We start from the raw sequence: 12,368 nt of genomic DNA on the forward strand, positions 1-12,368 counted from the left end.
CGAATTCTTTATATTTTTCGAGTTAATCCCAAACTACTTCTGTTCCTGCTACAAAGTCATGAATCGCACGTCGATCCTCACGCATACCGACCATAAAAGCACTCACAATAACTCCGATACCCAAAGTTAATACGTACACAAGTCCAGCTACAACAACTCGCATCAGCATCGTACCAATTTTTGGCGGTTCGTGTGTATCGTATTGGCGGATTCGAATTCCACATATACGTTTGCCTATGGTTCGACCATACCAGTAAACTGGTAATAAAATTGAGTATAACGCACTAAGCAGTTTGGCAATCGGCTCATCCGTATCAAAGTTGCCCGTCAGCACACCTGCAATAATCACTAACGGAATTGAAATAATAAGACTATCCAATACACCTGCTCCTAATCTAATCCAAAAACCTGCTTTATACAAAATGCTTTCCTCCAAACTACAATTTTAAACTAAACGGCTAATTTACTTCATGAACTCCCTTCATTAAAATATCTAACTTTATGTACACAACTCAAATAGTATAACAGAAAATTTTACCTTTTTACGATAAAACTCCTATTTCATTTTACTTGCACCCTTTGTGAATTTTACAACAAAATATCGAATTAACTTAACCGCTGACCATGATCACTATTTACTCTTACATAATCCTTTCTAATCATGATCACTATTTACTCTTACATAATCCTTTCTAATATTGTATTTAGCTACTGAGCCCCCAATGAAAACACCATAATAATTATGTAAACCAAGAAAGCTACTCAACATTTGTTAAGTAGCCTTCTGTTCGTTCTGCATCTGCCCTCTTCGCCAAATCTTATTCTCTAAAAAAGCATAGACTAAACCGGCGATGGCAAATATCCATATCGATGTCATTCGGTTCAGATGGTATCCATTCACGAAATATGGATTGTACATGAGATCAAAAACCCACAGCCCGCCCCATCCAAACCCAACCATATAGATGAAAGTTCTCACCATAGGAAAACGTACATATTTCCGCAGCAGCCATGAGATCGGGCTAATAATAACAACATAAAAAGCGACTAAATAGTGACCGAATCCCAGGATAAGCGAAAGAATATATATTACTCCCCCTGCATTGCGTAAGCCGTAATACTCTGTCGTTGTAATATGGTACCCTTCAACCCTTTCAAGAACGAGATATGCAGTCAAGCTTATACCTATAAATATAAGTCCTAATACCATGTACCGTTGAACCGCGTTCACCAACATCAGATCACCCCAATGTCTAAACGCAGCCAGAACCGCTCAAGTTACATGATTTCGAACAAAATACACAATTCCACAATTACATAGGCGTTATTAGGTTCTGTTAAATGTTAAATTTAATCTATCGTTTCAATGGCTCTAATCCAACGACTACTTCTTACTTCTGACCTTCCAGAATCATCGTACCCAAACGGTCCATAAGCTCCATTCTCCCCATCGCTGTGTACGAATAATTATAATTATCGACATTAGAGATTTTATAGATCTTTTCATTCTTCACTGCGTTCATGTTATTCCACACCTTACTATCGACCATCTTGTTCTCACTATTCTCCATCAATAACAGACGATCCGGATTAACGGTAGCCAGAGCCTCCAGTGCGATCTGTTTACCGCCCCAGCCCTCTGGATCAGGGATACCCTCTGTGCGCTTCTGGCCCCATTCACCGTATAACATCTCAGCTGCCCCTTTATTGGAATAGATGACCAGGTTGTTTGGATATGTCTCAATTACGGCAAAGGATTCACCATGTACAGCCGCCTCCAGCTTTTGTTTCCACTCTGCAGATTTCGCATCATACTTGGCCAGATATTCATCTTTCTTGCTTTCTTCTCCAAACGTATCTGCCAAGAATGTCAGGCGTTCTCTCCAATCATAGTAAGAGTAAGGCAATGCAATTGTAGGTGCAATTTTAGATAAAGTTTCATATTGATCCGTGTTAAAATCCTTTCCCAGAATAATCAGGTCCGGATTAGCACCCGCTATAGCTTCAATGCTGAACGGTGAACCATACCAGCCCAGATTAACGGTATCTGCACTCAGTTGATCCTTAATGGTTGGAGTGATTTCCTCCGGGTTACCGTAATCCGCACTCATCGTTGCAACAGGTGTTTTCCCAATGATCAATAGCTCTTCTGTAGAACCGGATAGATCAACAATACGTTCTGGATTCAAAGGGATCGTAATTTCTTCTCCATTCGGGTTGGTAATCATTTTGGTCGTTGCTTGTGTGGTTCCCTCTGAGGAGCTCGCCACTTCATTGGTGGTCTGGGTCGTTCCACAGGCCGCCAAGGTGAGCATACAGCATAGTGCAATCCATACAGGAATTCGTTTAAACATCGTCGTCATTCTCCTTTTATGTCAGTTCAAGAGCTACATCAGGCTTATTTACTTCATTAATCTCATCGAACTCATGATCCGTTCAATTTTACATGCCAGCCTTCTGCATCCTGTTGTAATTGCCACAACCGAGCGTAGATGCCTGAGTGATCTAACAAATGCGCATGCGTTCCTTGCTCTACGAGCTGACCTTGGTCCAATACAAAGATCTGATCGGCATTCTGAATGGTCTTTAATCGGTGCGCAATCAAAATAACCGTCTTGTCCGCGACCAATTCATTAATCGCTTGCTGCACGGCGGCTTCGTTCTCCGGATCAAGTGAAGCTGTAGCTTCATCGAGCAATACGATTGATGCATTTTTCAACAAGGCACGTGCAATGGAAATCCGTTGCTTCTCCCCACCAGATAACGTCGATCCACCCTCGCCAACGAGCGTATCGTACCCTCGAGGCAGACTGGAGATAAACTCATGACAACAAGCTCTGCGTGCTGCTTCCTCAATCTCGAATTGCGAAGCGTCTTTCTTTCCTACACGAATGTTGTTGCCGATCGTATCCTGGAACAGATACACGTCCTGGAAGACCACAGAGATATCCTGCAACAGCTTCTCGGGGTTCATCTGATCAACGGGTCTGCCACCAATGCGAATGGTTCCTTGCTGTACATCCCAGAAGCGGGCAATGAGACGTGTGACTGTACTCTTACCACTACCGGATGGGCCAACCAAGGCAGTAATGGTATGCGGCTCAATCGTAAAGGACAAGTCTTTCAACACAGGCTGCTGGTCATCATATCCAAAGGTCACCCGGTCGAATGAAATCGCCTGATTGGGCTGTACATCTCCCGTTCCTGCCATCGGGGCCTCCTGCTGCACATCCATAATGCGTCTTGCACTATATGCAGAGTACCGCATCTCCCCATAACTCATCAGTACAACCGTTAACGGTTCGAATACCTTTGTACCTACCAGCAAAAATAACAGAAATACCGGTAGGGACAACTCACCACCAGCAAGCAAATAACTGCCCACTAGAATCATCCACGTCATCCCTGATCGTGCAAGCAACATCGCGCCCATGATCATCGGTCCCATAATACCTTCTAACCGAATGGAAGCTGATTTCAATTCGTCAAAAGAACGACGCAGCCGTTCAAAACGTTTGCCCCCCATATTGTGGGCCTTAATCTCACGAATACCGCTCAGATACTCCTGCAGCCGATTGGCGGCTTCGTTTTTGGCTCGAACATGGTTCTCACTCAGTCGTGCCTGAATCGAATCCGTAAGCCATAACAGAGCCACACCTAAGGGAACCGCAACAAACATGGCTACGGCCATTCTCCAATCCACCAACAGAAGTCCGCCAAAAGCAAGTACCGGAAGCACAATCGCGCTGATCAGCTGCGACAGATTGTGAGAGATCGTATGCTCGACCTGACCATAATCACTCAGGATCAGGTTCGTCAGATCCCCAGGATCACGTTTTCCGAAGAATCCCAGCGACAGATGGCGAATATGTTCGGCCAGCTTTAACCTTCCTGAGGCCGCGAGGCTGTATGCTGCCCGATAGGTCTTGTCATAGAGCGAAGCATAAGCCACATACTCCACCAGAAGCCAGGCAAACAGGATGCAGCATACAACCCACATTCGGTTGATATCCAGTCCTTTGTCTGGTTCAGCGAAAGACTTATAGATCGTATTGAATATATCCACAAGCAGCACCGCAGGAACAATCTTTGCAATCCCGTCCAGAATCGCTGCAATTACCGAAGGTAGCAGACTACGCGGGTTACCCCCAGATATATTGTATAAATAATTCTTCATCGTCCTGCACCTCCAAGCTTCCAGGAAGCCGCACTGATATGGGCCTGCCACATGTGCTCATATACTCCGCCTAATGCACGCAATTGATCATGTGTCCCACGCTCAGCAATTGTCCCTTGCCGGATCACAAGAATTTGCTCTGCTGCACGAATCGTTGTTAGACGATGAGCAATAATCAGTACCGTTTTGCCTTGAACCAATTGGGCCAGACCTTGCTGTATCTTGTGCTCATTCTCTGCATCCGCGTAGGCCGTCGCTTCATCCAAGACCAGAATGGGAGCATTTTTAAGCAGTGCTCGTGCAATTGCAATTCGCTGTGCTTCACCGCCAGATAGATACGTACCGCCTTCTCCGATTTTGGTGTCATATCCGGCATCCAGTTTCTCAATGAATTCATGACAGCAAGCAGTTTGAGCCGCAGCTATAACGTCCTGTCGTGAAGCTGATGTATTGCCCATCCGAATATTTTCTTCAATTGTATCGTAGAACAGATGTACATCCTGAAATACAAAGGACACGGTATCCATCAGTTTCTCCGTACCCATCTCCTGAATCGGAATTCCACCAATCGTAATCTCACCTTCCTGTACATCCCAGAAACGAAGCAATAGATTCGCAATGGTGGACTTTCCTCCACCAGAAGGTCCGACAAGTGCGGTCATCTCTCCTGCGTTGGCTACAAAATCAACCTGATCAAGTACAGGTTTATATGCTTCGCTCTCCTTACGTTCATAAGCAAAAGATACCTGACGAAAGGCAACCTCATATGTATCCGGAACTTTGGGCAACTCAGGTTCTTGTACAACCGACTCGGCAAACACCGATTCTATCCGTTTCTGTCCTTCCACAATCTCTCGCATCCCACTACCCAGATACATCAACTTCAATAACGGAGCAGATAGACTCGGGGTAATGATTAGAAACAGAATAAACGTGATCGCAAACGACTGATTGCCTGCATTTCCACTCGACAGCAGAATACCCAACGGAACGATGAAGGTAAATAACGAGATCATGATTACAAAAAACAGCCCGTAGGATGTTTTACACAAATCAGTTATTTTCAACGAAATATCCCGGTACCGCGTCACCGCCTGTTTAAACGTTAGAAACGAATCAGCTGTAATGCCAAATACTTTCACCGCCGGCATACCTCTCACGTATTCAACACCCGTCGCATTCATCTCTTCGATGGCAAGTTGAAAATCACGATAAGCCTGACGGCCTTTTTCGCTGCGGAAAAGGCGACTTTGGAGCCAGAACCCTATTCCAATCGGAACCAAAAGCGTCAGCGCCATGCGATAATCGAGCCAGAACATATATCCCAAGAGCATCAGTGGAATAACGATCGCACTTACCAGGTCCGGCAACTGATGGGCGATAAATTTCTCGATTTTCTCCACACTGACTTCGATGATCTTCTTCAGCTCACCGGTTGCCGTCCGGGTGTGATACCCCATGGGTACTTTGGCAACATGCTCCGCAAGTCTCACTCTGAGCTGGTACAAAATGTTGAACGCAGCAATGTGTGAGCACATCCCCCCGATATAGAGCGCAACAAGCCCTGCAATGAGGGCTACGAATGCGACGATCCCCCAATAGATCAACAAATCTTTGTCCATGGCAGAGGGTTGCCCCGCATGCGTTAGCAGTTCCTCGACGATCTTATACACTCCGACAAAAGGAACAATCTGCAACAGACTCGACAGGGTCGAGAAGATACTTGCTGTAATCAGCAGACCTTTGCGCTCCTTCGTTACTTGCATTAGTCCCGACACTTCAGATGTGTTGTTCATCTCACCCCTCCTGATATTAATAATCATTCTCAATATAGCTCAGTGCTATATACGCACATTAATATCTCATAGAGCCCTGAATGATCACTACCTCTTCACGGAGCAATAATACCTCATCACGGATTATTGTTGTCTCACAGCATCTTATAAGCCCTATTGGACATATGACCTCGTCGCGTAACTTGAGAATGACTGGTGAAGTATTTACATTCTCGCCAAGCAAAGAAAATTGTTGTTGGAGAAAGTTTTCGTTTTTGATTGTATAGATAAATATGACTTCTTTGATCTGTAACTCCCGTAATATTTTCCATTTCGTATGGATAAATATGTGAAGGAGTTACTTACATCATTTAACTGCCGCCTATTGAACTCAACTATAAGTATGTTATATTAAATTTTATAATGCTATAACAGACAAAAGGAGTGATGCAATGCAATCGCCAGTATTAACTATTGGAGAACGGTTAAAAGAAATACGAGCAACGAGAAATCTTACACTTGAAGATGTTTCTAAACTTACTGATGTAAGTAAGCCTATGCTTGGACAGATTGAAAGAGGACAGTCTTCACCAACGATTACAACTCTTTGGAAAATCGCAGTCGGCTTAAAAGTTCCTTTATCTTTATTATTGGAAGAGCTAGAAGATGAGTGCAGTGCGGTTGATATACGGTCCAAAGACGCTATCATTGAAAATGATGGAAAAATGAGAGCATTTCCTGTTTTTCCTTTTGACCCTACACGTAACGTTGAAATATTCTATATCGAATTTGATCCTGGGTGCCACCATCCATCTGAAAGGCACCTTGAAGGTGTGGAAGAATATGTTTTTGTGCTACAAGGTATGTTAGAGCTGGTAGTCAACACAAAAAAAATTGTTTTAAAAGAAAATCAAGCACTCCGCTTTCGTGCTAATGTTTTTCATTCCTATAATAATCCCTATCAAGAACCATGTGTCATTTACAACATGATTTTTTACCCAAGAACATAGGCAAGTTTCATCTATGATCTTCTAGAAAATATTTTAAAATGAGGTGTGATGATTATGGCAATTGAAAAAGTAAAAGATTTTTTTAAACAATATGGTATGGATTCTGAAATTATCGAATTTGAAGTATCTAGTGCAACCGTGGATTTGGCTGCAACTGCATTAGATTGTGAGCCAGAGAGAATCGCAAAAACACTTTCTTTTATGGTGAATGGACAAGCTGTTTTAGTAGTAGCCGCCGGTGATGCAAAAGTGGATAACAAAAAATTCAAAGAGTATTTCAAAACAAAAGCAAAAATGCTTTCTCCTGATGAAGCCATTGATATGGTTGGTCATGCCATTGGAGGTGTTTGTCCATTTGCTATTAAAAATGAGGTTTCTGTTTGTCTAGACATATCTCTAAAACGTTTTGAGACAATCTATCCAGCTTGCGGGAGTAGCAATAGTGCTATTGAACTTACCATAAAACAATTAGAAAAATACTCTAGTTATTCAGAGTGGATTGATGTATGTAAAGGATGGAATGATTGATTTATAGTAGTTCTATATGGGGTAGCGCCAACATTTTGACTGTTATATAAGCTAAGCATCAGCGGACATTTGCTTAAAGCAGGAAAAATTCGCTGTCTTTGCGCCTTAACGTCCCTAGCGTATATTTTCGTTAAAATGTTGGCTGTACCCTCAATCACTCATGGAAAGCTTTCCAGAACGAACCTTCTGTATTAATGATGTCCTTGATCTGGACAAAAGGAATCGTAAACGTTGGAAACCCTGCCGCATAGGGAGCGATGTCATATGGATTGAAGTAGAGATGTAGAGCATCCGCTGTGACAAAAAACGGCTGATCCGCACTAATCCCCGTATAGGTGTCCGGAAACACATACGAGTATTGAGGATCATTTTTGATCTGATCCCCCACAATCTGGCTCAACACTTTTACATAGTCACTATTCGGTTTAAATAAATCCTTCAACTCATACAACTGACCATTCGTCAGATTAATGATTGCATAGATCATCGTAGGCATACCATGCGCTGCACCAGCCGGGTAGTTATAACCTGTGAGTTGCAGTTGTAGCAATTGCTGCTGATAAAACGTTATATCAAAATCACCTGTATACGTATAATCCAGCTGCTGATCGGCAGGGATCGGTTTAACTTGGGAGAGTTGCTTCAACTTGGCATTCAGCGCAATTTGCTCCGCTTGGTTCGTTAATCCCTCCACCTGCGGATAATATACGAGATAGTCCCTGTTCGGCTTATATTTCTCTTCGCGTACACGGTACGGCGGATGAAGTGGAACGATTGTATTTTGCCGCCAGATGATCTGTCCGGCCCGGTTCACATACGATAAGCGCTGGTCTACATAGGCCTTAATCAGATCTGGTGCCACGACCTCCAGCGTACCCGAACCTTCTACATGTGGATACCCAGCGGCAGGTCTTCCACTCAGATCCAGCAGATAGGTTTGTCTGCCATCCGATGCGGAAGCAAGGCCATTTTTGTAATTGCCTACTTCGCGATATAGGAACTCCGTAAGTCTTCTGCCATTGGTATCTGCAATCGCGTATACAGAGCCAATATACGGCTGCTCCGGATTAATTGCTTGCCCTAGCGCATAACGATGCTCGCCTAGTTCGCGGATGTCATTATAGGCGGGTTGAATGATAAACGATCCCTCCGTATTAATAACACCGTAGATCGATTTGTAGTCCTCTGCTGTATTAACGATCGCTTGCCCGTTGTTAAAAGGAAATGCCGATGAAAATTTGGGCTGAATACGAATATTACCCCGTTCGTCGATGTACCCATATTTGCCCGAGCCCTCTTTTTGAAAAGCGAGCAGTCCATCCCCTAGTGGTCCCACATAGGCATATGGATACGTTGCGAGCCGATGTCCATTGCGATTAATGAGTGCATATTCATTGTCCTTAATCTGCACAACCGCTTTACCATCTTGAAAATCATTCGCAGAAGCGAACTGTGCAGGTATCACCTCATTGCCCGACGCATCCAAATAACCATACCGACTCACCGATCCATCTGCCTGACCAGGATTAGAATCGTAAAATAACGCTCGACCGTCGTTCATATTTGAGATATACGGGTACGCCCGTTTGGTCAGGACTGTACCTTGTTCATTAATCATCTTAAATCCTTGAGAATCAATTGTTATCGCCCGTTCTTCGGAAAAGGAATTGATGGAATCGTATACAGGTTGAACGACATACTGCCCCTGAAGATTAATAACGCCGGCACGACCGTCCTTCACAACCACAGCCAATCCATTCGGCTGAAACTCTTGCGCGTCATCCAGAACCGGCTCAAGCCGAATGTGGCCTTGGGAATCCATATACCCCGAACGCGTCCCACTTGTGGTTCGAACGGAGACTGGATATAACCATGTCGTTACCCGGGCATGGCTTATAGGGACCATCGCCTGCTTAATTTTCTTTTCCAGCTCTTGTAGTACCTCTCTGGAAGGATACGCTTCCGGGAAGCTGAGTGCCTTCTGAACTGAAGCGAGAGCTGCCGGATACTGGCCCGCGTGGTACTGAGCATCCGCAAGGTAATACCAGTAAAAGATATAATCAGGATATTGCTGGGTTAGTTTCTCGTAATATTGCACCACTTTTGGATAATAGGTTGCATATACGTCCGGTGCAGGAACCCATTTCCCATTCTGCCATCGGATAATCTCCACACGATAGGCTTCACCTGTGTCATGTATCCAGAGTGCAATCTCCACTTTCCCATCTCGACCATGCGGACCAGGCATATCTATAATCTCTGCATAGCTATAGTATAGATCGTCAGGCGCCAGATCTTTGAGCCCTGATTCGGTCCACTCATATACGGCAAGCTTAGACCAAATAGAACCAATCCGCCAACCGATAATGAGATTGTTCCTTGCCGTTGAAGTTACAGGGGCTGCAGTCATTAAAGTCACCCCATACCCCAATCCCTTAATTAGTGCCATCTTGATCCAATGTCCTTGAACAAATTTCAGAATGAGCAAATACAGCTCACCATTCATCTGATAGACTGCAGCAATCTCCGGCATACCGTCACCGGTAAGATCGGCCGCATAGATCGCTGGATGTTGAACAGGTTTATCAATAGTGACGACCGTTGCGCCAGCCGGAATGTGTTGATTCACAATTTGCGTTAACAGCGGTTCGCTCATGGACATCTCAGTTTCCTCCCTTATGACCGCATTCGCCTAATGGTATGCGTCATAAATCGGGATATGACATGTAATTCATTTTATATAAGTAGAACTAAAGAATATTCTCACTTACCACTCCGATAACAGAACAACCTTCTGATTGCACTTATCCCCAGATTTTTAATTCACTTTTCATATTATCTATCTTGCAAAGTTACTTTCTCTCCATTGATTAGCAGGTAGCTCACATCATTCACCGGAATGGTCTTAGGGGATATCCACTTAATGAGATCCTGATCCAGCTGGAGGAAACCGGATGCGCCAGTCAACTTTGTACCATCCTTCAGGTGCACTTCAATACTCAGATCCTCCATCCGAATCATACTCAGTGCCTCACCTGTAAGTGTGACACCAACCGGGGAAAGAGTAACATTTGCCTGTAAGCCTCCATTTGTATCAAGCTGAATGTTTCCTGTTTTACTCAAAGCATTTTGACTCAAGTTAAAGGTCGTTTTCCAATTTCCCTGCACAACTTCACTTATGCTCGTAAAGCTGCCTTGAATTCTCAGCTTATCTAAATTGTCAACAGCAGACAGATCATACACAAACTCCTCATAATCTCCTCCATACCCGACCCCATCTTTCATATAATGTCCATAGCTAATGGAATATTGGGGAATATCGAGCTTTTGACCTTGCTCATCCGTGAAGTAGAAATATCCATGATTATACTCGCCTATCTCATTATTCGGATTAATCTGAATGTGTAACTTGCCCTCCACAAAACCTATATTGGAAATATGCATCCAATCAATACCGGAAACGGGGACATTCGTTACATCCTGATGCAGTACCGGAATTGGATCATTTTCCAATTGAAAATCGGTTTTACCTCCCAAGCCACTTATACGATCTTGATCCACGATATCATAGTTATTGTTTTGCTTTTCTTGTAACAACTGCTCCCAGTCCACTTGTACGTTGTAACCATCTTGTCGAGATGCACCTGACATCAGCGTATTAATCTGAACGGTAATCCGATTTTTGCTGACTTTTCCTTGAATGAGGAATCGGACAATAGCCGTTTTGTTCGCATCATCATAATGAATAATCTGAGCGTTGTTTGCATTACCTCCGGTTACTCTGTAATCATATACATCCAGTGTATCGTCAATGCGATGACCCGTCAGATCCGATAATGAAACATAGATTTCCGTTGTATCTCCGTCCCTGACAGCACCTATAACCTCCATTCGAATCCCTTGATCTTCACTCACCTGATGAACAGGCTGAAGAATGCCAATCCGATCTGCACCTAGAAAATGAAGAATAGAAGGCAGGTCAATGATGCCCACCGATGCAGCTGCACCTGTAACAAGACATAACGATAACGCAGCGGTTACAGGAATATAGATGGCTTTGCGATACTTTTTTCTTTTATTCATGGACTTCTTGGTCTGTGCGGATGGATCGGATGGATATAATACAGGTGGATAAAATGATGAATCTGATCTCGTAACGGTTGGTGGTTCATTCATCGCCATTTTATCATAGAACAACTTTTTAATATTAAAGAGGTTCTGCTCAGTGAATTCTTTTTCGGATTTTCGCATTTGATCGCCTCCTTTATTTCCTGTTCATCCACCATGTCCTCAATCGTTGCCTGGAGCGATAAAGCTTGTTATGGACTTGCCTAACGTGTAGGGACAATGCTTCCGATATCTCATGGGGTCTCTGTCCTTCATAAAACCGACGTTTCATAATCTCCCGTTCCGGTTCTGGAAAAGATTCAATCATTTGATTAAGTTCCGTATACGTCTCTTTACTGATCATCTGAACCAACAAATCATCCGTTTGCACCGAATGAATCTCCTCTTCATATGTAAGCTCAGTTCTTCGATTAAATTTCCGGTAGCGATCAATCGCTTTATGTTTTGTGATTGTTGCAAGGTAATTTTTCAGGCTACTTCGCCCAGACTGGAATGCATCCGGATTCTGCCAAAAAGCAAAAAATGTATCTGCTACGCATTCTTCAATCTCTTCTGTCGATGCATGATGTAGGATGGAATGAGCAATCTTCCATAACAAACCTGCGTAGTGGTTCATCACCCATTCCATGGCTTCAGGATCACGATTCGCTACTGCCTTCCGTATCTGTTCTTCTTCCACGATTAGATGTCCCCTCCCTTCCATGCTCATATGATCACGAGTGCTCGTGTTGATCCGTGCTTCCTACCTAT

10 protein-coding genes are annotated in these 12,368 nt (G+C 43.7%); 2 read left to right on the forward strand and 8 right to left on the reverse strand.

Annotation, left to right across the window (positions count from 1 at the left end; all coding sequences use genetic code 11):
• Positions 1-22: 22 nt before the first annotated feature.
• The 5 genes from NST38_RS16800 to NST38_RS16820 form a co-directional block, all read right to left on the reverse strand.
• The gene (locus NST38_RS16800) at positions 23-421 is read right to left on the reverse strand and encodes an RDD family protein (protein ID WP_083677446.1); all 399 of its coding nucleotides are present in this window, start codon (positions 419-421) and stop codon (positions 23-25) included.
• Between the two features lie 351 nt (positions 422-772).
• Positions 773-1,210, reverse strand: a complete 438-nt coding sequence (locus tag NST38_RS16805; RefSeq protein WP_179087847.1) for a hypothetical protein — start codon at positions 1,208-1,210, stop codon at positions 773-775.
• 181 nt (positions 1,211-1,391) lie between these two features.
• Complete coding sequence (locus tag NST38_RS16810) at positions 1,392-2,354, reverse strand: ABC transporter substrate-binding protein (RefSeq protein WP_256719994.1); 963 nt, start codon at positions 2,352-2,354, stop codon at positions 1,392-1,394.
• A 71-nt stretch (positions 2,355-2,425) separates the two neighbouring features.
• Positions 2,426-4,177, reverse strand: coding sequence for an ABC transporter ATP-binding protein (locus NST38_RS16815; protein WP_076250474.1), 1,752 nt, complete (start codon positions 4,175-4,177; stop codon positions 2,426-2,428).
• Positions 4,174-5,973 carry an ABC transporter ATP-binding protein gene (locus tag NST38_RS16820; RefSeq protein ID WP_076250472.1) on the reverse strand — a complete coding sequence of 600 codons (1,800 nt, stop codon included), beginning with the start codon at positions 5,971-5,973 and terminating at the stop codon, positions 4,174-4,176. Before NST38_RS16820 ends, NST38_RS16815 begins: the two co-directional genes overlap by 4 nt.
• A gap of 431 nt (positions 5,974-6,404) precedes the next feature.
• On the opposite strand from NST38_RS16820, the gene NST38_RS16825 reads away from it, so the two are divergent.
• Positions 6,405-6,962: a helix-turn-helix domain-containing protein gene (locus NST38_RS16825; RefSeq protein WP_076250470.1), complete on the forward strand. Its 558-nt coding sequence runs from the start codon at positions 6,405-6,407 to the stop codon at positions 6,960-6,962.
• 54 nt (positions 6,963-7,016) lie between these two features.
• Positions 7,017-7,490 carry a YbaK/EbsC family protein gene (locus NST38_RS16830; protein WP_076250468.1) on the forward strand — a complete coding sequence of 158 codons (474 nt, stop codon included), beginning with the start codon at positions 7,017-7,019 and terminating at the stop codon, positions 7,488-7,490.
• A gap of 154 nt (positions 7,491-7,644) precedes the next feature.
• Here NST38_RS16830 and NST38_RS16835 read toward each other — a convergent pair whose 3' ends face one another.
• From NST38_RS16835 to NST38_RS16845, 3 genes are all read right to left on the reverse strand, one after another.
• Positions 7,645-10,152, reverse strand: a complete 2,508-nt coding sequence (locus tag NST38_RS16835) for a WG repeat-containing protein (RefSeq protein WP_076250465.1) — start codon at positions 10,150-10,152, stop codon at positions 7,645-7,647.
• Between the two features lie 173 nt (positions 10,153-10,325).
• The gene (locus NST38_RS16840) at positions 10,326-11,741 is read right to left on the reverse strand and encodes a DUF4179 domain-containing protein (RefSeq protein WP_076250463.1); all 1,416 of its coding nucleotides are present in this window, start codon (positions 11,739-11,741) and stop codon (positions 10,326-10,328) included.
• Positions 11,742-11,754: 13 nt separating this feature from the next.
• A complete protein-coding gene (locus NST38_RS16845) occupies positions 11,755-12,327 on the reverse strand; it encodes a sigma-70 family RNA polymerase sigma factor (protein WP_083684365.1) in 573 nt (190 codons plus the stop codon).
• Between the last annotated feature and the right edge of the window lie 41 nt (positions 12,328-12,368).

Origin of the sequence: Paenibacillus sp. FSL H8-0104, assembly GCF_038050215.1 — a bacterium.
Lineage (GTDB): Bacteria > Bacillota > Bacilli > Paenibacillales > Paenibacillaceae > Paenibacillus > Paenibacillus amylolyticus.

Excerpts from the sequence above, each read along its gene's own strand:
- NST38_RS16805 (WP_179087847.1), bottom strand. The coding sequence starts at position 1,210 with ATGGTATTAGGACTTATATTTATAGGTATAAGCTTGACTGCATATCTC.
- NST38_RS16810 (WP_256719994.1), bottom strand. The coding sequence starts at position 2,354 with ATGTTTAAACGAATTCCTGTATGGATTGCACTATGCTGTATGCTCACC.
- NST38_RS16815 (WP_076250474.1), bottom strand. The coding sequence starts at position 4,177 with ATGAAGAATTATTTATACAATATATCTGGGGGTAACCCGCGTAGTCTG.
- NST38_RS16820 (WP_076250472.1), bottom strand. The coding sequence starts at position 5,973 with ATGAACAACACATCTGAAGTGTCGGGACTAATGCAAGTAACGAAGGAG.
- NST38_RS16825 (WP_076250470.1), top strand. The coding sequence starts at position 6,405 with ATGCAATCGCCAGTATTAACTATTGGAGAACGGTTAAAAGAAATACGA.
- NST38_RS16830 (WP_076250468.1), top strand. The coding sequence starts at position 7,017 with ATGGCAATTGAAAAAGTAAAAGATTTTTTTAAACAATATGGTATGGAT.
- NST38_RS16835 (WP_076250465.1), bottom strand. The coding sequence starts at position 10,152 with ATGTCCATGAGCGAACCGCTGTTAACGCAAATTGTGAATCAACACATT.
- NST38_RS16840 (WP_076250463.1), bottom strand. The coding sequence starts at position 11,741 with ATGCGAAAATCCGAAAAAGAATTCACTGAGCAGAACCTCTTTAATATT.
- NST38_RS16845 (WP_083684365.1), bottom strand. The coding sequence starts at position 12,327 with ATGAGCATGGAAGGGAGGGGACATCTAATCGTGGAAGAAGAACAGATA.